Below are 19,228 nucleotides of genomic sequence, written 5' to 3' on the forward strand. Positions count from 1 at the left end.
GCTCAAAATGCCTTACTGCGCTTCCGGTGCCACGTAGCGCGGGAAGACCGGCTTCGGCGCCTCGAGCGGCGTGCCCGAGACGAGGCGTCCCGCCTCACCGAGTGCCGCAAAGTCACGCTTGTCGGCAGGGGCAGCCACCAGATCAAGCAGCTTGGCCGAGGATTCCGGCATGAACGGCTGCAGCAGGATGGCAATCTGGCGCACGACTTCGGCCGTCACGTAAAGCACGGTGCCCATGCGGGCCGGATCGGTCTTCTTCAGCGCCCAAGGCTCCTGGCCGGCGAAGTAGCGGTCCGTCTCGGAAACGACGGCAATGATCGCCGCCAGCGCCCGGTGGATCATCTGCTTGCCCATTTCGTCGCGGGTGACTTCGTGCAGTGCGTCGGCAGCGGCCAGCATCGCCTTGTCCTCGTCGGTCAAGGGGCCGCAAACCGGCACCTGGCCGTCGCAGTTCTTGACGATCATCGACAGCGAGCGGCTCGCCAGGTTGCCGATACCGTTGGCGAGGTCGGAGTTGATGCGAGTTGCGATCCCCTCCTCGCTATAGCTGCCGTCCTGGCCGAAGGAGACTTCGCGCAAGAAAAAGTAGCGGATCTGGTCGAGGCCGAAATGCTCGACGAGGTTGAAAGGATCGACGACGTTGCCGAGCGACTTCGACATCTTCTCGCCCTTGTTGAGCAGGAAGCCATGCGCGAAGACGCGCTTGGGCAGCGGCAGGCCAGCCGACATCAGGAACGCCGGCCAATAGACCGCGTGGAAGCGGATGATGTCTTTGCCGATCACATGGATATTCGCCGGCCAGAACTTGGCGCGCGGGCCCTGCGGATCGTCGAGATAGCCGGTCGCGGTGATGTAGTTCGTCAGCGCATCGACCCAGACATACATGACATGCGCCGGATCGTTCGGGACCTTGATGCCCCAGTCGAAGGTGGTGCGCGAAACCGAGAGGTCCTTGAGGCCGGATTTCACGAAGGAGATCACTTCGTTGCGGCGCTCTGCCGGACCGATGAAGTCCGGGTTCTCTTCGTAATGCTTCAGCAGCTTGTCCTGGTATTCCGACAGCTTGAAGAAGTAGCTCTGCTCTTCGACCCACTCGACCGGCGTTCCCTGCGGCCCGTAGCGCACGCCGTCGGCGCGCAGCTCGGTCTCGTTTTCCTGGTAGTAGGCTTCGTCGCGAACCGAGTACCAGCCCGCGTAGGAGTCCTTATAGAGGTCGCCCGCCTCGCCCATGCGGATCCAGATGTCCTGCGACGCCTTGTGGTGTCGCTCCTCGGTCGTGCGGATGAAATCGTCGTTGGATGCGTTCAGGGCGACCGCCATCTTCTGGAATTCCGCCGAGTTACGGTCGGCAAGCTCCTGCGGCGTCACGCCTTCCTTGCGGGCCGTCTGCTGCATCTTCTGCCCATGCTCGTCCGTGCCGGTCAGGAAGAAAACCTCACGTCCGTCGAGGCGCTGGTAGCGCGCCATGGCATCCGTCGCGATCAGTTCATAGGCATGGCCGATATGCGGCTTGCCGTTCGGGTAGGAAATCGCTGTCGTGATGTAGAAGGGGGACGTGTCTCTCATAGGCGGATTCGATCTATCTCGGATTAAGCTACGCACGCTCTTAGCGCATACGCTTGAAGGAAGAAACATGCGATCCATGAAAAGCCCGGCCGGAACAAGCGCCGACAGCGCCCTCTCCTTGCGCGCTTCGCGTGCAGGAAGTAGAACAAAACGGAAACAATTTAGGAGGAGATGAGTCGTGCTGGATCAACTTGGCAGCCAATTTGAAACCGCGTCGGCCGGCTATGCCGCCGCGCACGGGATCGAGCGCGATCCCGACTGGTTCATCTTGAAGATGCAGGAGGAAATGGGTGAACTGACCCAGGCGTGGAACAAGCTCAGCGGCCGCGGCCGGTCCCAGGGGAAGTCGCCGGACGATCTCCGGACACAGATGGCCGACGAGACCGCCGACCTTCTCGGGCACGTCCTGCTCTTCGCGCAGCACCACAAGCTCGACCTTCACGCGGCGATCGCGCGCAAATGGCGTTTTCAGCCGGCGCTATAGCGCCGCTTTCATATCGTCGAGCAACGACAGGATGGTCTGCTTCCGGTCGAGATTATAGGCGTCGCTGACCGTCAGTCGCTCGGTCACGGTGGCTGACAGCCGGGCGAAGCGCTCGGCGCGCATGATGTCGCCGGAAACGGCCGCGTCGCGCGCCTCGCGCATGATGCGGTCGCTGGCAAGGGCCTGGAAGAAATCGAAGATCGTTTCGCTGTCCTTGCCGGCGAGGGCATCGGCGAGCTTGTGCATGTCTTTCCGGACAGCCGGTCCCTGCCCCGCAAGGATGCCCTCGAAGGTCGCGGCGATTTCCAGGCCGCCATAATTAATCAGCTTCAGCGCCTCGGCGACGCTGCCGCTGGCGGCAGCGATAATGCGCCCGGCATTCTCGCCCTCAAGATCGAAACCGAGATGCGCCAATGCCTGGCCGAGCGGTGCTGCTTCGAGCGGCTTCAACCGCAGCGGCAGGCAGCGCGAGCGGATCGTCGGCAGCAGTTTCCCGGGTGCATGCGTCAGCACCAGAAACAGCGAGCGGCGCGGCGGTTCCTCAAGGATCTTCAGGATGGCGTTGGCCGCATTGCGATTGAGATCGTCGGCCGGATCGATGATGACGATGCGCCAATTGCCCGTGCCGGAGGTCTGGCTGAAGAACTTGCCGGCGCGCCGAACCTCGTCGACGGTGATTGCCCCCTTGGCCCTGCCCGTCTTTTCATCGATCGGGCGGGCCAGGTGCAGGAGATTGTGCGAGGCGCCGGAGGCGAGCTGCCTGCCGATCGCCGAGCTCGGGTCCGGGTCGGCAAGTGCTTCGGGCGCATCGGCCGGCTCGGGGTGTTTCAGGATATGGTAGGCAAAGCGGAAGGCAAGCGTCGCCTTGCCGATCCCTTCCGGCCCTTCGATCAGGATTGCGTGGTGCCCTTTGCCGGAGCGATAGCTCTGCGCCAGGAAGGCTTCCGCCTGCTCATGGCCGAACAGGCGATTGTTCTCCGTGGGCGCTATCGCGCCATCAAGGACGCCGGCTCTTTCGCTCATGACACGACTTCCTCGGCGGACGTATCCGTGCCGTCGCCGTGCGGCAGAAGCGCTTCGACAAGCGAAAGCACCTCGGCGGCGATCGCCTCGACCGGCTGCGTCGCGTCCACCACCCGGCACCGCTCGGAATCGCGGCTGGCAATGTCGAGAAAGGCGTCGCGCCGCTTCTCGTGGGTCTCCAGCTGTTCCTTTTCGAAACGATCTGGATTGTCGTCGCCGGCGCGGCGTTGCGCCCGCTCGAGGCCCACACTGGCGGGCAGGTCGAAGATCACCGTGCGGTCCGGCACGACACCGTTGATCGCCACGCGCTCGAGGCTCTCGACGAAGCTTTGTTCGAGATTGCCGGTAATTCCCTGATAGACACGCGAGGAATCCATGAAGCGGTCGCAAAGCACGATCGTGCCCTTGTCGAGCGCCGGCCGGATGACCTCTTCGACATGGTCGCTGCGGGCTGCGGCAAAAAGAATCGCTTCCATCCTGACCCCGAAGGCTTCCGCAGCCCCCGAAAGCAGCACGTGACGCACAGCCTCGGCGCCGGGAGAGCCCCCGGGCTCCCGCGTCGTCAGCACCTCGTAGCCGCGCGCGCGCAGGGATTCGGCCAGAAGGCGGAGCTGCGTCGACTTGCCGGCACCTTCCCCACCTTCGAATGTAACGAACAGACCTTTTTTCAGCGACACCATGCTTTCCCGTATCGGCATGCGATTTGGCCCTGTTTAGCCGATTGGTTCTCCGGGCGAAACCGTCAGGTGACGATTTGGCAGACGCATTGCTGCGCCGGCATTGCGCCCACGGCCTAAAGCCAGAAGAAAAGCAGTTCCTGCAGGGCGTCGACCGCGCGGCTCGTCAGGGTTCCCTGCCCCACCGCGCCGGCCGTCTTGACCGGGACTTCGCGCAAAAGCTTCTCGCCGTTCCACAGTTTGACGACGCCGACTTCCGTGCCGGCCGATACCGGCGCCCGCAAGGGCCACTTATAGACGATACGCGCCGTCAGCCGCTCGGGATTGTTGACCGGCAGCAGCACGTCGACCGGGCCGCCGGCCACCAGCGCGACGTGAGATGCATCGCCGCCATAGACGGCCGCCTCGCCGATCGCTTCGCCATCGGTGAAGATCCGCTTCTTCTCGAAGGCGGTCATCGCCCAATCAAGCACCTTGCGGCTCTCCTCGATGCGCTCCTTGTCTGTCTCAAGGCCGCCCATCGCGAGATAGACGCGGCGGTCGCCGCGCTGCAGCGATGCGGCCAGCGAAAAGCCGAAACCTTCGGCAAAGCCCGTCGCCAGGCCGTCCACGCCGATATTGGCCGAGATCAGCGGGTTCTTGTTGCGCTGGAGGATCTTGTTCCATTCGAATTCCGGCTGCGCATAAAGCCGGTAGAGATCGGGATGCGCCTCATGCAGATGGCGGACGAGCGTCACCAGTTCGCTCATCGTGATCTTGTTGCCGGGATCGGGCAGCCCGGTCGCGTTGCGGAAGGTCGCAACCGGCATACCGAGTTCGCGTGCGCGCGCCGTCATGCGTTCGGCGAACGCACCTTCGCTGCCGGTCATACCCTCGGCGAGAATGATGCAGGCATCGTTGGCAAGCTGAACTGCGACGCCCTGCAGGAGATCGGCGACCCGGATGCGCGATTTCAGCGCGGCAAACATCGTCGAAGTGCCGGCCGGTGCGCCGCCGGTCCGCCAGGCATGCTCCGATACGTCGTAGAGGGTTTCGGGCGAGATTTCGCCCTTGCCGAGCGCCTCGGCGACCACCTCCATGGTCATCAGCTTGGCAAGCGAAGCGGGCGGGATTGGGTCGTTTTCGGCACGCGAGAAAAGCACCGTGCCGGTTTCGGCATCGACCAGCAGGATCTGTTTTGCCTTGGTGTCGAAGGCGGGTGCCGGCGTTTGCGCGAATGCGGCGCCGGCAAACAACGCAAGGCCCAGGAATGCGGCCGAAAGCATCTTCATGCGCATGGGAAACTCCGGTTTCCCCTCGGGCATAGCAGCGTGGTCATTTTGGCACAACGCCGAGAACTGTTAACGGGCCGAACCGTTGGTTTTCTGGCGCTTGGCGTAGTCGACGATGACTTGCGGCGTCAGCTGCTTCTTGTCGACCATGATCGCTTCGAAGGGCGATTCGGCGTCGCTGACGCGAACTTCGTAATAGGCCGCCGCATAGGCCATGTTGCCGTTGGGCATCGGAGTGTATTCCGGCCGCTCCCGCGGGATCGGGCCGATTTCCGGCAGCATGACGAATTCGTTGAACGACGCCGGCTGCTGGGCAAATTGCGGCACGGGTGCGGCCATTGCCGTCACCGGCTCGCTGACGTCGAGCGACGCCTTGGCCGGAACGGTGATGGTGCCGAGGCTTTGCTTGCGGAACGGTTCGTTCGAGGCGACCATCACGCCGGTCGCGATCTGCCCTTCCGGCATAACACTCGGGCCGCGCTGGCCCTTCTCGACATAGGACGCCATCAGGTAAGGCATGTCGTTGCCTTCGAGCGGCGCACGGCCGACATATTGCACCTTCACCTGCGCGCTGCCCTTGCGCTTGATGTCGAGCAGGTCTGCGGTTTTCGAGGAAACGTCGATGATGCGGCCGTATTCGTAGGGGCCGCGATCGTTGACGCGGACGATGACCGAGGTGCCGTTTTCCATGTTGGTGACGCGGGCGTAGCTCGGCAGCGGAAAGGTCGGATGGGCGGCCGACAGATGCGCCTTGTCGTAGACTTCGCCGTTGGCGGTCAGGCGCCCGTGGAAGGCAGAGCCGTACCAGGATGCCATACCCGTTTTGTTATAGCCGAAGTCTTCCTTGGGCTGGTACCACTTGCCTTTGACCTGATAGGCCTTGCCAACCTGAAAGCGTCCGCCGCCCTTCGGGATGTTGTTGCCGGTGGCAACGCGGGGGCTCGCCTTCACGCCATAGACGGATTCAGGAAAGTACTCCTTGCTCCGCGCAGTCTTCTTGACGTTCGACGTGGAGCCGCAGGCGGTAAGCGCTACGCACAGCGCCGGAATAGCCGCAAGGCGCAATCCCTTGACCAGAAATGCCGCATTTTTACTGGAGGTCATCTGTCCCACAACATCGATCGATAAAGCCGTACTCGAAACCTTCCGCTTACCCCCAGCGGAAATCTCGGCGTCCCGAAACGGAACAGGTGTGTATTCATGACATCATCAAGGCGAAAATGCGAACTCATCCACAGGCGGGCGCCGCATTTCGCTTGTTATGGTTTATGGCTGGTTAACGCGATCCCTGCCCGCGCCTGCTCTTCGAAGCGCTCGAGAAAATCTTTCAGCGATGCATGTTAATTCTTGCAAAGCGCCAAGGCTTCGCGCAATAACGCCGTGCCCAGCGCGCCGTCGCGCGTTGCTTCAGGCAAGGACAGGTGGCCGAGTGGTTTAAGGCTCTGGTCTTGAAAACCAGCGTACGGGAAACCGTACCGTGGGTTCGAATCCCACCCTGTCCGCCACTCTCTTTTCTGCCACCCACTAGTTGTCGAACCGACGAGATGGGACTAACTTACGCAGCGTAATGACGGTGCCAAGTCCTTTGGGGAGCGGGATCGACATGCGCGTTAAAGATGTAATGACGACGTCGGTCGTCAAGCTGTCCCCTGACAACAGCGTCAGGCAGGCAGCCCGGATCATGCTCGACAATCATGTAAGCGGCCTCCCCGTGGTCGACGGTGATGGAGCCCTGGTGGGCGTCATCAGCGAAGGCGATCTCATTCGCCGGAGCGAGCTTGGCGGCGGCATTCCGGTCGCCGACCCGAGCGGGGCCGCGGACGAGCGGGCGAGCGCCTATGTGCGCCGGTCCTCCTGGAGGGTCGGTGACGCCATGACGGCCAATCCCGTGACCATCGACGAGGACGCCTCCGTCGCGCGGGTCGCGGCGGTGATGCAGGAGCGCGGGATCAAGCGCATACCGGTTCTGCGGAACGGCCTTGTCGTCGGTATCGTCAGCCGCGCCGACCTGCTGCAGGCTGTCTTGTCGGCAAAGCAGGACGAGACGGCGGCGGGCGATGAAGCCATCCGGCGCAGCATCCTGGTGCGCATCGGCGAAAACACCGGCCTTGAGGGCCTGGATATCAAGGTCGCCGTCACCGACGGCATCGTGCACCTCTGGGGCAATGTGGAGACTGCCGATTGCCGCAAGGCGGCGCGCATTCTGGCTGAGAACGTGCGTGGTGTGCGCGGCGTGGTCGAACACTACGCCGAACCCTATCCGCAATAACATGTGCGTCGAGACCGCCGCGGCCTGAGTTCGCGTCGCTGCAAGCGTGTTCCTGCTGCTGTCGTTTAAACTTCAAGCGTTCCACCACCTGCCCGCCGCAGAAAAACAGCAACGACCGTAGCGAATTTAAGAGACTGCGATGGCTTGCGCGACGGCAAGCCGGAGGGAATTTCAGCATATGTCCTTTTGACCGGGAGGCTCAGATGGTTTCGCCTGAAACAGCATCGATGAAAGAGACGGCATCCGGAAAATCAGCAGCACCGTTGTCATCAGACGAACTCCGCCTGATGGACGCCTATTGGCGCGCTTCGAACTACCTATCGGTCGGCCAGATCTACCTGCTCGACAATCCGCTTCTGCGCGAACCGCTGAAGCGCGAGCACATCAAGCCGCGTCTGCTCGGCCATTGGGGCACGTCGCCGGGCCTCAACATGCTCTATGTTCACCTCAACAGGGTGATCAAGCGCGACGACCTCGACATGATCTACATCATCGGCCCCGGCCATGGCGGGCCGTCTCTGGTGGCACATGCCTACCTGGAAGGGACCTACACGGAGTTTTATCCGAATATCGCCGAAGACGCCGAAGGCATGCAGCGGCTGTTCAAGCAGTTCAGCTTTCCCGGCGGCATCCCGAGCCATGTGGCGCCGGAAACGCCTGGCAGCATCCATGAAGGTGGCGAACTCGGCTATGCACTCAGCCACGCCTATGGCGCCGCCTTCGACAATCCCAACCTCGTCGTCGCCTGCATCGTCGGCGATGGCGAGGCGGAGACCGGGCCGCTTGCGACCGGCTGGCAGAGCAACAAGTTCCTCAACCCTGCCCGCGACGGCTGCGTGCTGCCGATCCTGCATCTGAACGGCTACAAGATCGCCAATCCCTGCTTCCTCGCCCGCATCCCGCACGACGAACTGAAAAAGTTCTTCGAGGGCATGGGCTACAAACCCTATTTCGTCGAAGGACATGATCCGGCAAAGGTTCACCAGCAACTGGCGGACGTGCTCGATACGGCGATGGCCGAAATCCGGCAGATCTGGGACGATGCCCGCATCAGGGGCAATCTGAAGCGCCCGGCCTGGCCGATGATCATCTTCCGCACGCCCAAGGGCTGGACCTGCCCGCCGGAAATCGACGGCAAGAAATGCGAGGACTACTGGCGCTCGCACCAGGTGCCGATGGGGGAGATGGACAAGCCCGAGCACATCCGCGTCCTCGAACAATGGATGAAGAGCTACCGTCCGGAAGAGCTCTTCAGCGAGGAGGGCCGGCTGAAGCCGGAGATTGCGGCGCTCGCGCCATCGGGACATCGCCGCATGAGCGACAACCCGCATGCAAACGGCGGCCTGCTCTTGCGCGACCTGAAGATGCCCGCATTCCGGGACTATGCCGTCGACGTCCCGAGCCCAGGCGCCACGACCGTGGAAGCGGCGCGCGTGATGGGCAAGTTCCTGCGCGACGTGATGAAGAACAACATGGATGCGAAGAACTTCCGTCTGTTCAGCCCGGACGAAAACAACTCCAACCGCTGGCAGGATGTGCTTGAGGTTACCGACCGCTGCTACATGGCCGAAATTTATCCGGAGGACGATCACCTCTCACCCGACGGGCGGATCATGGAGGTCTTGAGCGAGCATCAATGCCAGGGCTGGCTCGAAGGCTACCTGCTGACCGGCCGCCACGGCTTCTTCTCCTGCTACGAAGCCTTCATCCACATCATCGACTCCATGTTCAACCAGCACGCCAAATGGCTGAAGGTCTGCAACGAGATCCCCTGGCGCCGGCCGGTCGCGTCGCTCAACTACTTCCTGAGTTCCCATGTCTGGCGGCAGGACCACAACGGGTTTAGCCATCAGGATCCGGGCTTCATCGACCACGTGGTCAACAAGAAGGCGGAGGTCGTCCGCGTCTACCTGCCGCCGGATGCCAACACGCTGCTGTCGGTCACCGATCATTGCCTGCGCAGTCGCAACTACATCAACGTCGTCGTCGCCGGCAAACAGCCGGGGCCGCAGTGGCTGACGATGGAGCAGGCCGTGCGCCATTGCAGCATGGGTGTGAGCATCTGGGATTGGGCGAGCAACGACGCCAACAGCGAGCCGGATGTGGTCATGGCCTGCTGCGGCGACATTCCGACGCTGGAAACCCTTGCTGCCGTCCAGCTGCTGCGCGAGCACCTGCCGGAGGTCAAGGTCCGGGTCGTCAACGTCGTCAACCTGATGAAGCTGCAGCCGGCGGAGGAACATCCGCACGGCCTTTCGGACCGCGACTTCGACGGCATCTTCACCAGGGACAAGCCGATCATCTTTGCCTTCCACGGCTATCCCTGGCTGATCCATCGCCTCACCTACCGCCGCACCAACCACGGCAACCTGCATGTGCGCGGCTACAAGGAAGAAGGCACGACGACGACACCGTTCGACATGGTGGTGCTGAACGAGCTCGATCGTTTCCATCTGGCCGGCGACGTTATCGACCGCCTGCCGCATCTCGGCGCGCGGGCGGCCTATTTCAAGCAGGCGATCCAGGCCAAGCTGATCGAGCACCGCGAATACATCGAGAAACATGGCGACGACATGCCCTCGATCAGCGGCTGGAAATGGGGCGTCAAGGGGGCGCAGCCTGCCAAGGCTGGCACATCGACCGAAGGGGATAACGTCTAGGCCTGCGCGTGGGCCGGACTGACAATCACCCTGCCCGGCTCGTCTGGGCCTGCGAGCCGCTCCGCAAGGAGCGTCTCGCGCATGTGACACGAACCTTCATCGTCATTGCGGCTGGCTGCCATGTCGGAATTGCTGTCGACAGATCCCGAACTGAACCGGATGCCGACCGAGCAGGATCTTGCCCGGTTGCAGTTCACGACGCTGCTCTACTATCTCCACTGCACCAACCCGGACAACGGCCTGGTTCGTGACAAGACGCAGGAAGACGCACCCGCAAGCATCGCCGCAGTCGGCATGGCGCTCGCGACGATCCCGGTGCTGGTCGAGCGCGGCATCGTCATTCGCAAGTTCGCCGCCAAGATCGCGCGTCGACGGCTGCAGTTCCTCTTTGAATGCCCGCAAGGGCCGGAACCCGACGCTTCCGGCTATAAGGGCTTCTTCTACCACTTCCTCGACATCGAGACCGGTCGGCGGGTGTGGGAGTGCGAGCTGTCGACGATCGATTCCGCCTTCCTCTTTGCCGGCGCATTGACGGTCGCCGCCTATTTCGACGGTGACAGCGCCGAGGAAGCTGAAGTTCGCCGGCTGGCCAACGCGCTCTATGAACGGGCCGACTGGAACTGGGCCTGCGACCACGGGCTGACGCTGACCCATGGCTGGCGGCCGGAAAACGGCTTCATCCCCTACCGCTGGCGCGGTTACGACGAAGGGTTGCTGCTCTACATCCTCGGCCTCGGCTCGCCGACCCATCCACTGCCACCGGAAGCCTACACCGCCTACACCGCAAGCTACGACTGGCGGAACCTTTACGGGCGCGAACTGCTCTATTCGGGACCGCTCTTCACCCACCAGCTCTCGCACATGTGGATCGACTTCCGCGGCATCCGCGACGAGTTCATGCGCGAGCACAACAGCGACTATTTCCAGAACAGTCGCCATGCCACCTTCGTCCAGCAGGAATATGCCATCCGCAACCCGCTGAATTTCGTTGGCTACGGCGAACATTGCTGGGGCTTCACCGCAAGCGATGGTCCGGGCTGGACAAAGGGCATGGTGAACGGCGTCGAGCGGGAGTTCTTCGACTACATCGCCCGCGGCGCACCCTTTGGTCCGGATGACGGCACCGTGTCGCCCTGGGCGGTGGTCGCCTCCCTGCCCTTCGCGCCGGAGATCGTCATCCCGACGGTCTGGAACTGCGCCCGCATGAACCTCGGCATGACCAAGCTCTACGGCTTCAAGCCCTCCTTCAACAGAAGCTTTCCGGTGGAAGGAACCGAATCCGGCTGGTGGGTCAGCCCCTACCACTTCGGCATCGACCAGGGGCCGGTGGTGCTGATGATCGAGAACTACAGGACCGGCCTGCTCTGGAACATCATGCGCCGCTGTGAGCCGTTGGTGGTGGGCCTGAGGCGGGCGGGCTTTTCCGGCGGCTGGCTCTGACGGCCAAAGCAACAAAGGTACTCTGATGGACAGCCAGCCAGTGCCGATCAGAACAACCGCACTTCGCTTTGCACGGGCTGTCCGAATCTTCCTGACCTCCGAAGTTGGCGGCCGCGCCCGGTTGATGTTCTTCGGGCTCATGCTGCTGCTCTTCGGCCTCAACGGCCTTAACGTCGTCAACAACTATGTCGGTCGCAATTTCATGACGGCGATCGCCGAGCGCCAGATGAACGAATTCATCCGGCAAGCCGTCTTCTATGTCTGCGTCTTTGCCGTGCTGACCGTCGTCGGCGTCATTGCGCGCTTCGTGGAGGAACGGCTAGCTTTGCTCTGGCGCGAATTCCTGACCCGCCGCGCCGTCGACATCTATCTGGAAGACGAGGCTTACTACCGGCTCGAGGTCTCAGGCACGCTGAGCCATCCGGACCAGCGGATATCCGAGGACATCCAGGCCTTCACGGTAACCACGCTCTCCTACATCATCATGCTGTTCAGCAGCACGCTGACGGTGGTGACGTTCTCGGGCGTGCTCTGGTCCATCAGTCCACTGCTGTTTGCCGTTGCCGTGATCTATGCCGCCTGCGGCTCTTACATGACGATCGTGCTGGGTCGCCCGCTGATCGGCCTGAACTATGAGCGGCTCGACAAGGAGGCGAGCTTCAGGTCGAGCCTCATGCATCTGCGCGAAAACGCCGAAGCGGTGATGGTGACCGGCGTCGAGGGGCAGCAGAAGACGCGGCTGCTGCATCGTCTCGATGACTTGGTCGGCAACATTCGCATCATCACTGCGGTCAACCGGAACCTCGCCTATTTCACCAGCGGCTACAACTGGATGATCCAGATCATCCCGGATCTGATCATCGCGCCGGCCTTCATGCGCGGTGAAATCGAATTCGGGGTCATCACCCAGTCCGGCGCGGCCTTTGCCATGCTTGTCGGCGCCTTCTCGCTGATCGTCCGGCAGTTCAACTCGATCTCGAATTTCGCCGCCGTCGTTTCGCGGCTGAGCGCCTTGCTCGAGGCGATCGAACGGAGCCGAAAACACAGCGTCTCCGGCGTCGAACTGGCCAAACGGGACGGAGATCTGGTTTTCGACCATGTGACGCTGGGACCGTCGGGCCACACTGTTCTTCGAGATCTGTCGCTGTCGATCCCGATGGGAACGCCGGTGCTGATCTGTGGCCCGCATGCCACTGCGGGTGCTGCGCTCTTCCGGGCAACTGCGGGGATTCCGACCGCCGGCGCCGGGCGGATCGAGCGCCCGGACGACCTGATGTTTCTGCCGCAGCGGCCCTATCTGCCGCCGGGTACGCTTCGGCAGTATCTGGTGCCGTCTGAAAATCCCGACGGGTTCTCCGACCGCCAGGTGCTGGAAGTCTTGCGCAGCCTCGGTCTCGACGGGCTCGCCGACGGCGCCGAGGGGCTGGAGAAGGAGCAGGATCGGGAGATGTCCCTGGGCGACCAGCAACTCCTGGCGGTCGCCAAGGTGCTTCTTTCCAGGCCGCGCTATGTCTTTCTCGACCGGATCGAGGCTACGCTTGGACGCGAGACCTTCCGCAACACGCTGAGGCTTCTCTGTGAGCGTTCCATCACATGCATCAACAACGGCGAGGAAGGCGATACGCGCGACCTCTACCGTGCCCTGCTGGATTGCCGGGAGGATGGTAGCTGGACGTGGACCGACGAGCGGACTTGACCCAAGTCGAGGTCACCGAACGCGGCGCCCTTGTTAAAGGGCGCCGTCTGACGGACGCGCGCTCAGGGGAGCGGTACCCCAAATGATCGATTGGAACGATCGAACTTACCGCGGCGCAACGATGCCCTGGTAGTAGTCTCCGTCGCCGCCGACGACGCGCGGCGGGCCACCGGCGGTTTGCGAACAGGCGGCCAGCGTGGCGAGCGTGAGCAGCAATACGATCGTTCTCATGAAGTCGGTCCCCTTCTGGCCTGCGTTCCGGCTATGTCCTTGAGACTTGAGAGAATCTGCGGCGGAGCCGGTTAGAAAACAAGTACTAAAATGGTGGTATAACAAAATGTATGATCGTTGAAGATGCAATCTGCATCGACCGCCGCCCGCCATGGGGCGACAATCCGGACAGGGTCAACAATGGATGAATGGGCCGCTAGATCGGATGCTGCCGGTTCGTCTGTTCGCGCTCTCTCCAGTATTGCAGGCGAAGTCGCGGCGCCATGATCCAGGCGATGAAGGGCGTGATGAGGAAACAGCTGACGACCACGACCGGGATCGCATATTTGGCGTTGGCCGTGAGGGCGGGCACCGAAAGAACGATGAGGATTCCGATGGCGAACAGGATGGCGTTGACCATCAGGCCGACCATGATCGCGAGTTGCAGGCGGACGGACATTTCGACCTCCCGAAGCTTGGGGGCGCACCGCCCCTTAAGCGCTCATTTGCGCGACCGATTGTAGCAGACCGCCCTCTTTCGCGAAATGGTGGAGTCGCGCGGCGTCTCGCCCCTGTCGCGGGCGCAAATCTGCTCTATGCTCTTAGGCGAGCGATTGAAGACGCATGCGCCGGCAAGGCACGGCAGACGTGGTCGATCCGCGCTCGCCCAAAGGAGATCGCATGACGAGCCCATACGAAACGCTCGGTGTCAGCCGCGACGCGACGCAAAAGGACATCCAGAGCGCCTATCGCAAGCTTGCCAAGAAGCTGCACCCGGATCTCAACCCGGGAGACAAGGGCGCGGAGGACCGCTTCAAGGCGGTTTCAGCGGCCTATGCCGTGCTTGGCGACGAGGACAAACGCGGAAAATACGATCGCGGAGAGATCGACGAAACCGGAGCGGAAACGCCGCCCCGGCACTATTACCGCGACTATGCCCAATCCGGCGATACGGGGGCACGCTACGAAAGTGCGCATGGCTTTTCGGATTTTGCCGAAGCCGACGATATCTTTTCGAGCTTCTTTTCGCGGCGTGCGGGCGGACAGCAGCAGCGCCAGCGCGGTCGCGATACCCATTTCTCGATGGAGATCGCATTTCTCGACGCGGCGAACGGCACCAAGACCCAGATCACCCTGCCCGGCGGCGGACCGGCGCTTGACCTGACCATCCCGCCCGGTACGCGCGACGGCCAGACGCTGAGGCTGCGCGGCAAGGGCGAGCCGGGTCGCGACGGCGCACCGGCCGGCGACGCACTAATCGACATTCGCGTCCGCCCGCATCCGCTCTTTGCCACCGATGGTGACGACGTGCGCTACGAGGTGCCGATATCGCTGAGCGAGGCGGTGCTCGGCGGCAAGATCCGGGTTCCGACGATCGATGGTGCCGTCAACGTGTCGATTTCTCCGCACACCAACAGCGGCAAGACGCTGCGGCTGAAGGGCAAGGGACTGCACAAGCCGGGCGGCGGCCATGGCGACGCCTATGTCAGCCTGAAGATCGTGCTGCCGCAGGCCCCGGACCCGGCGCTTTCCGCCTTCGTCGAAGGCTGGGCCGCCGGCAAGACGGAAGATCCGCGCAAGGGCATGGGAGGATGACCTATGAACGACCGTGAATTCTGCGAACATCTGGATATAGAGGTCAAGGTTTTGCGCATCTGGGTCGAACAGCGCTGGCTGATGCCCCAGGAGGCCGACGCCGGCTGGCTGTTTGAGGATGCCGATCTTGCGCGCGCGCGGCTGATCCAGGATCTGACGGGCCCCATGGGCGTCAATGACGACGGCGTCGACGTGGCCATGCGGCTCCTCGACCAGGTCCACAGCCTGCGTGGCCGGCTTACCGTGTTGATGAACGCCATTCGCTCCCAGGAGCCGGCGGTTCAAAAGCTCATCCTGTCGCGCGCCGAAGAGGACTAGGCGACGGCCGGCTCGTTCAGCAGCCCGATCGTTTCGGCGACAAACAGGGTATCGACGAACTCCGTCAGGTCGACGATCCGATCGTCGCGGAACGTGAACTTGTCGATGATTTCGGTTCGCTCGCGGGTCTGCGATGGGATGAAGCGAACAAAGCCGGCGCGGTGGACGACGAGGGTATCGCCGTCTGCATAGCAGCCGACCATCTCCATCTCGCTCAGGTCCCAATTGTTGACGAGCGCCGTGAAACTGTCGCGCACCGTTTCCGGTGTGTTGACCGCCAGCGCCATCGTGCCGAGCCTGCCGCTTCCGACGATGCGGAAGCTGAAGTCCGGATCGAGTTGCGCCATCATCGTGTCGAGGTCGTTGACATTGCGGGCGAGATAAAGGGCCCGCACCCTGAATTCCAGCATGCTTCGCTCGGTCATCACAGCCTCCCCGTTTCTATTAGAACGAGTGTGTTTTAACTTTAGCGATCGCGCAAGTATTAGTAATGTTCCGGCTCGCTCCGCACGGGTCGCGGCGACCATCGTTAGAGTTTTCCTAAAATGCAACCACCAGTTTTTACCCGCCTTCAGGTGAAACTGAGCGACAAGAATGGATTGCTAACGGGAAGGCAGGAAAGACGTGACTCAGATCGTCACTGTATCCGCAACGACGGCGGCCTATGCGGCGGAAGCGCTGAAGCCGTCCGCACGCGTGCGGGGCGACGGTCCGACCGACGAAGCGATCACGTTGCTCTCGGCGCGTCGCACCGAAGAGCCCAAGCTGACGCCGGTCTCGATCCCCAAGACCAAAGGCGCCCTGCCCCTTTCTTTCATGCTGGCCACGGCCGACGGCCGTCTGCCGGAGCGCTCCGAAGCCGAGGCCCTTCGCCGCTATCTCGAATTCATGCGCGACGACGACGGTGGCTCCGAGAAGCAGGAAAACGAAGGCCGGCAGGATGAACCCGCCGGCCAGGAGGATGAGAGCGACGCCGCTTGAGCGGCATCGCGATTTCTCGGGTCAATGATGCTTCTGGCCGCCGGCTGCCTCGCCGCCCTTGGCGGAGCCGACCGGGAATGTCGCATCGACCTTACCGGCCTTTTCGAAGACGAGCGTGACGGGGACCGTTTCGCCTTCCTTGAAGGGCGTCTTCACGTCCATGAACATCAGGTGCAGGCCGCCGGCCTTGAGCTCGACCGTTTCGCCGGCCGGCAATGCCACGCCGTCGTCGAGTTTGCGCATCCGCATCACGTCGTTTTCCATCTTCATCTCATGGATCTCGACACGCGCGGCTGCAGGGCTCTCGACGGCAACGAGCCGGTCTTCACCTGCCCCACCGTTCTTGATCGTCAGGAACCCGCCACCGACCTTGGCACCGGGCAGCATGGCCTTCACCGAGCCGCCGGTGATATCGAGATCGCCGACCTTCGCCGAGCCGCCGGCCGCAGCCATATGCCCGCCATGGCCAGCATGCGGATCGGCGGCATCGGCCATCGTCACAGTCACGGTCGGTGCCGGGCTTTTCAGGTCATGTGCGTTCTGACCTTCGGCCGCCACCTGGTCCCAGACGACCTTGCCTTCGGTGCCGCAAAGCTGCGTGGTCGGGAAGGCAAGCACCGTCTCCTTGTCGAAGCCCGAGACTTTGCCGCGCACGACGAAGGTGTCGTAATATTCGTCGGGAAGATTGCCGCCCTTCCAGCGGATCTCCAGCGGGCCGGATGTGACCTTCTTGCCGTGATTGTCGTAGGTCTTCTGGTAGTCGCCCTTGATGATCTCGATCTCCCAGCCGGGCTTCGGCTGCGGCTGGGCGAAGACGAAGCCTTCCGGCAGCTTGATCTGCACTTCCGTCGTCGGCTTGCCGTCGCAGCCATGGGGAACCTGCAGCACCGCCTTGAAGGTGCTCTCCACCGGCGCCGTGTCCTTCTCGAAGGTGGCGTGGGCGTGGGCGATGCCGCTTGCGGCAAGGGTAAGGCCGAGCGAAAGCGAAGCGATCCTGGTCTTTGTCATGTCGTAATCTCCTGACCACGCGCCGGGCTTTGCCCGATGTCCGGTGGTCCAAGCCGCTTGAACGCGGCAAATTGTATTGGGATGCGAGAGGAGAATTACGAGCGTGCTGGAGGCCCGCGCGAAGGCGGCAGCAGCCGTAGATGCTGATGGGGTGCCGCGTTTACAGCGGCGATTGGATAAACCTGCCACGCGCCCGTTTCGGCGCGAAGGCTCTCGGTTGGCGGAGCCGGCAGCAGAATGGAGCCCGAAAGACGGCAAGCCTCGCAGATCGGGGCCATCGCCTGGCCCTTGCCGCTTTCATGGTCGACGCCATCCATGCCGAAGCAGATTTCGCCGATCGTTCCGTCAGGCAGCTGATAGGCGGAAATTTCAGCCGGGCTCAGTGTCTTGGCGCTGAGCGGCTTGTGGGCGAAGGTCAGGAAAACGAGCGCAAAGACGGCGATCAGCCGCACTGCTATCCCGAATTTTCCGTCGCGCCCTGTCATGGTTATCCCCGGTATCTGTCTTGGGTTATCCTCAACCGGAGAAGAATGCAAAGGCAGAATTGCCGCACCCGGCCCGGCTGCGTCTTTTGGTCGTGCGACAAAAATGTGTTTCAGCGCGACACCGCCCCCTTGCCAACATCCCGCCTTCGCCGTTATCTGGAGACGATCTTGTTGGGAGAAGCCGGCTCAAACCGGTGCCGAAGGAGCAACCGCCCCGGAAACTCTCAGGCCAAAGGACCAGCAAGGTGCCGGTAGGACTCTGGAGAGAAGCGTTTTAACGCTCGCCGAAGGGATAACAATCTCAGGCAAAGGGACAGAGGGGGCTCGAATCGACGGCGATTGACGCCGGAAGTGTGAGCCGGCGCGCGAGCGCCAGACCTGGAGGCCGGATTTGGAAAACAATCCTCATTTGAAACAGACGCCGCTGCATGCGCTGCACCTTTCCCTGGGCGCCCGCATGGTGCCCTTTGCCGGCTACGACATGCCGGTGCAGTACCCCGACGGCGTGATGAAGGAGCACCAGCACACCCGTGTTGCCGCCGGTCTCTTCGACGTCTCGCATATGGGACAGGTCATTGTCCGACCGAAGTCCGGAAAGGTCGAAGACGCAGCCCTGGCGCTTGAAAAACTGGTGCCGGTCGATGTGCTCGGCCTTGGCGAGGGTCGGCAGCGCTATGCGATCTTCACCAATGCCGAAGGTGGCATCCTCGACGACCTGATGATTGCCAACCGTGGCGATCACCTGTTCCTCGTCGTCAACGCCGCCTGCAAGGATGCCGATTTCGAGCATCTGAAAAACGGCCTTGCCGACACCTGCGACGTCACCATGCTCGACGACCGTGCGCTGATTGCGCTGCAGGGACCGCATGCCGAAGCCGTTCTCGGCGAACTCTGGGCCGATGTCTCGGGCATGCGCTTCATGGATGTCGCCGAAGCGGACCTTCACGACGTCACCTGCATCATTTCGCGCTCGGGCTATACCGGCGAGGACGGTTTCGAGATTTCCATTCCCGCAGCCTCCGCCGTCGATGTGACACAACGGCTGCTGGAACACCCCGATGTCAAGCCGATCGGTCTTGGCGCGCGCGATTCGCTGCGTCTGGAAGCGGGCCTTTGTCTCTATGGCAACGACATCGACACCACGACCACGCCGGTCGAGGGCGCCATCGAATGGGCGATGCAGAAGGCGCGCCGCGCTGGCGGTGCCCGTGAAGGCGGCTTCCCCGGTGCCGACCGCATCCTCGCACAGCTCGCTGACGGCGCCTCGCGTCGCCGCGTCGGTCTGAAGCCCGAGGGGCGCGCGCCCGTTCGCGGCGGTGCCAACCTCTTTGCCGATGCCGAGGGCAAGACACCGGTCGGCCAGGTGACCTCGGGCGGTTTCGGCCCCTCCGTCGATGGCCCTGTGGCCATGGGCTATGTCGAAACCGGCCACACGGACGTCGGCACCACCCTTTTTGCGGAAGTGCGCGGCAAGTACCTGCCCCTGGCGGTCGCTGCCCTTCCCTTCGTCAAACAAACCTACAAACGCTGATCAGGAGAGAGCG

The 19,228-nt window shown here is 62.6% G+C and carries 19 protein-coding genes, 1 tRNA gene and 1 riboswitch; of the genes, 10 read left to right on the forward strand and 10 right to left on the reverse strand.

The genetic code is table 11. The annotated features are described in order from the left end of the window. Positions 1-12: 12 nt before the first annotated feature. The gene (gene metG, locus L981_RS09455; protein ID WP_043614371.1) at positions 13-1,566 is read right to left on the reverse strand and encodes a methionine--tRNA ligase; all 1,554 of its coding nucleotides are present in this window, start codon (positions 1,564-1,566) and stop codon (positions 13-15) included. Positions 1,567-1,744: 178 nt separating this feature from the next. Here metG and L981_RS09460 point away from each other — a divergent pair, with 178 nt between their 5' ends. Further along, positions 1,745-2,050 carry a pyrophosphatase gene (locus L981_RS09460; RefSeq protein WP_043614374.1) on the forward strand — a complete coding sequence of 102 codons (306 nt, stop codon included), beginning with the start codon at positions 1,745-1,747 and terminating at the stop codon, positions 2,048-2,050. On the opposite strand, the gene L981_RS09465 is transcribed toward L981_RS09460, so the two are convergent. The 4 genes from L981_RS09465 to L981_RS09480 form a co-directional block, all read right to left on the reverse strand. Next, a complete protein-coding gene (locus tag L981_RS09465; RefSeq protein WP_043614376.1) occupies positions 2,045-3,073 on the reverse strand; it encodes a DNA polymerase III subunit delta' in 1,029 nt (342 codons plus the stop codon). The two genes, L981_RS09460 and L981_RS09465, sit on opposite strands and share 6 nt — an antisense overlap. Further along, positions 3,070-3,750, reverse strand: coding sequence for a dTMP kinase (gene tmk, locus L981_RS09470; RefSeq protein ID WP_371258852.1), 681 nt, complete (start codon positions 3,748-3,750; stop codon positions 3,070-3,072). Before tmk ends, L981_RS09465 begins: the two co-directional genes overlap by 4 nt. A 116-nt stretch (positions 3,751-3,866) precedes the next feature. Next, positions 3,867-5,027, reverse strand: a complete 1,161-nt coding sequence (locus L981_RS09475; protein WP_043614378.1) for a D-alanyl-D-alanine carboxypeptidase family protein — start codon at positions 5,025-5,027, stop codon at positions 3,867-3,869. 63 nt (positions 5,028-5,090) lie between these two features. Then, positions 5,091-6,125 (reverse strand): septal ring lytic transglycosylase RlpA family protein, encoded by a 1,035-nt coding sequence (locus L981_RS09480; protein ID WP_043614638.1) that lies wholly within the window; start codon positions 6,123-6,125, stop codon positions 5,091-5,093. A 311-nt stretch (positions 6,126-6,436) separates the two neighbouring features. Here L981_RS09480 and L981_RS09485 point away from each other — a divergent pair. The 5 genes from L981_RS09485 (at position 6,437) to L981_RS09505 (ending at position 13,086) form a co-directional block, all read left to right on the forward strand. After that, positions 6,437-6,526: transfer RNA gene (locus L981_RS09485), tRNA-Ser, on the forward strand. Between the two features lie 98 nt (positions 6,527-6,624). Then, positions 6,625-7,290 carry a CBS domain-containing protein gene (locus tag L981_RS09490; protein WP_043614380.1) on the forward strand — a complete coding sequence of 222 codons (666 nt, stop codon included), beginning with the start codon at positions 6,625-6,627 and terminating at the stop codon, positions 7,288-7,290. Positions 7,291-7,493: 203 nt separating this feature from the next. After that, positions 7,494-9,950 (forward strand): phosphoketolase, encoded by a 2,457-nt coding sequence (locus L981_RS09495; RefSeq protein ID WP_082005954.1) that lies wholly within the window; start codon positions 7,494-7,496, stop codon positions 9,948-9,950. Positions 9,951-10,070: 120 nt separating this feature from the next. After that, complete coding sequence (locus L981_RS09500) at positions 10,071-11,390, forward strand: glucoamylase family protein (RefSeq protein ID WP_043614384.1); 1,320 nt, start codon at positions 10,071-10,073, stop codon at positions 11,388-11,390. A 25-nt stretch (positions 11,391-11,415) separates the two neighbouring features. Beyond that, entirely contained in the window at positions 11,416-13,086 is a 1,671-nt protein-coding gene (locus L981_RS09505; RefSeq protein ID WP_043614387.1) for an ABC transporter ATP-binding protein/permease, read from the forward strand. 105 nt (positions 13,087-13,191) lie between these two features. Here the strand turns inward: L981_RS09505 and L981_RS35790 are convergent, their stop codons facing one another. Continuing rightward, positions 13,192-13,317 carry a hypothetical protein gene (locus tag L981_RS35790; RefSeq protein ID WP_256364280.1) on the reverse strand — a complete coding sequence of 42 codons (126 nt, stop codon included), beginning with the start codon at positions 13,315-13,317 and terminating at the stop codon, positions 13,192-13,194. Between the two features lie 196 nt (positions 13,318-13,513). Further along, positions 13,514-13,756, reverse strand: coding sequence for a hypothetical protein (locus L981_RS09510; RefSeq protein ID WP_043614390.1), 243 nt, complete (start codon positions 13,754-13,756; stop codon positions 13,514-13,516). Positions 13,757-13,977: 221 nt separating this feature from the next. Between L981_RS09510 and L981_RS09515 the strand changes: the two genes are divergently transcribed. Both L981_RS09515 and L981_RS09520 read left to right on the forward strand, forming a co-directional pair. Further along, complete coding sequence (locus tag L981_RS09515) at positions 13,978-14,892, forward strand: DnaJ C-terminal domain-containing protein (RefSeq protein WP_043614643.1); 915 nt, start codon at positions 13,978-13,980, stop codon at positions 14,890-14,892. Between the two features lie 3 nt (positions 14,893-14,895). Further along, entirely contained in the window at positions 14,896-15,210 is a 315-nt protein-coding gene (locus L981_RS09520; protein WP_043614393.1) for a chaperone modulator CbpM, read from the forward strand. On the opposite strand, the gene L981_RS09525 is transcribed toward L981_RS09520, so the two are convergent. Beyond that, on the reverse strand, positions 15,207-15,635 hold the full coding sequence (locus L981_RS09525; protein WP_043614396.1) for a nuclear transport factor 2 family protein: 429 nt from the start codon (positions 15,633-15,635) through the stop codon (positions 15,207-15,209). The two genes, L981_RS09520 and L981_RS09525, sit on opposite strands and share 4 nt — an antisense overlap. Before the next feature lie 199 nt (positions 15,636-15,834). Between L981_RS09525 and L981_RS09530 the strand changes: the two genes are divergently transcribed. Further along, positions 15,835-16,191, forward strand: a complete 357-nt coding sequence (locus L981_RS09530; RefSeq protein WP_043614400.1) for a hypothetical protein — start codon at positions 15,835-15,837, stop codon at positions 16,189-16,191. A gap of 21 nt (positions 16,192-16,212) precedes the next feature. Here the strand turns inward: L981_RS09530 and L981_RS09535 are convergent, their stop codons facing one another. Beyond that, positions 16,213-17,199, reverse strand: coding sequence for a DUF1775 domain-containing protein (locus L981_RS09535; protein ID WP_043614403.1), 987 nt, complete (start codon positions 17,197-17,199; stop codon positions 16,213-16,215). 95 nt (positions 17,200-17,294) lie between these two features. Continuing rightward, the gene (locus L981_RS09540; RefSeq protein ID WP_043614406.1) at positions 17,295-17,684 is read right to left on the reverse strand and encodes a hypothetical protein; all 390 of its coding nucleotides are present in this window, start codon (positions 17,682-17,684) and stop codon (positions 17,295-17,297) included. 162 nt (positions 17,685-17,846) lie between these two features. Continuing rightward, positions 17,847-17,934, forward strand: a riboswitch (glycine riboswitch). 141 nt (positions 17,935-18,075) lie between these two features. Between L981_RS09540 and gcvT the strand changes: the two genes are divergently transcribed. After that, positions 18,076-19,215, forward strand: a complete 1,140-nt coding sequence (gene gcvT, locus L981_RS09545; protein WP_043614409.1) for a glycine cleavage system aminomethyltransferase GcvT — start codon at positions 18,076-18,078, stop codon at positions 19,213-19,215. Positions 19,216-19,228: the final 13 nt, after the last annotated feature.

Origin of the sequence: Ensifer sp. ZNC0028, assembly GCF_000799055.1 — a bacterium.
In the GTDB taxonomy this organism is placed as follows: domain Bacteria; phylum Pseudomonadota; class Alphaproteobacteria; order Rhizobiales; family Rhizobiaceae; genus Ensifer.

What these genes read in the sequence shown, in the direction of transcription:
- L981_RS09535 (WP_043614403.1), bottom strand. Translation starts at nt 17,199, where the DNA reads ATGACAAAGACCAGGATCGCTTCGCTTTCGCTCGGCCTTACCCTTGCC.
- L981_RS09465 (WP_043614376.1), bottom strand. Translation starts at nt 3,073, where the DNA reads ATGAGCGAAAGAGCCGGCGTCCTTGATGGCGCGATAGCGCCCACGGAG.
- L981_RS09495 (WP_082005954.1), top strand. Translation starts at nt 7,494, where the DNA reads ATGGTTTCGCCTGAAACAGCATCGATGAAAGAGACGGCATCCGGAAAA.
- L981_RS09540 (WP_043614406.1), bottom strand. Translation starts at nt 17,684, where the DNA reads ATGACAGGGCGCGACGGAAAATTCGGGATAGCAGTGCGGCTGATCGCC.
- metG (WP_043614371.1), bottom strand. Translation starts at nt 1,566, where the DNA reads ATGAGAGACACGTCCCCCTTCTACATCACGACAGCGATTTCCTACCCG.
- L981_RS09480 (WP_043614638.1), bottom strand. Translation starts at nt 6,125, where the DNA reads ATGACCTCCAGTAAAAATGCGGCATTTCTGGTCAAGGGATTGCGCCTT.
- L981_RS09475 (WP_043614378.1), bottom strand. Translation starts at nt 5,027, where the DNA reads ATGCGCATGAAGATGCTTTCGGCCGCATTCCTGGGCCTTGCGTTGTTT.
- L981_RS09510 (WP_043614390.1), bottom strand. Translation starts at nt 13,756, where the DNA reads ATGTCCGTCCGCCTGCAACTCGCGATCATGGTCGGCCTGATGGTCAAC.
- L981_RS09500 (WP_043614384.1), top strand. Translation starts at nt 10,071, where the DNA reads ATGTCGGAATTGCTGTCGACAGATCCCGAACTGAACCGGATGCCGACC.
- L981_RS09525 (WP_043614396.1), bottom strand. Translation starts at nt 15,635, where the DNA reads ATGACCGAGCGAAGCATGCTGGAATTCAGGGTGCGGGCCCTTTATCTC.
- L981_RS09520 (WP_043614393.1), top strand. Translation starts at nt 14,896, where the DNA reads ATGAACGACCGTGAATTCTGCGAACATCTGGATATAGAGGTCAAGGTT.
- L981_RS09515 (WP_043614643.1), top strand. Translation starts at nt 13,978, where the DNA reads ATGACGAGCCCATACGAAACGCTCGGTGTCAGCCGCGACGCGACGCAA.
- L981_RS09490 (WP_043614380.1), top strand. Translation starts at nt 6,625, where the DNA reads ATGCGCGTTAAAGATGTAATGACGACGTCGGTCGTCAAGCTGTCCCCT.
- L981_RS35790 (WP_256364280.1), bottom strand. Translation starts at nt 13,317, where the DNA reads ATGAGAACGATCGTATTGCTGCTCACGCTCGCCACGCTGGCCGCCTGT.
- L981_RS09505 (WP_043614387.1), top strand. Translation starts at nt 11,416, where the DNA reads ATGGACAGCCAGCCAGTGCCGATCAGAACAACCGCACTTCGCTTTGCA.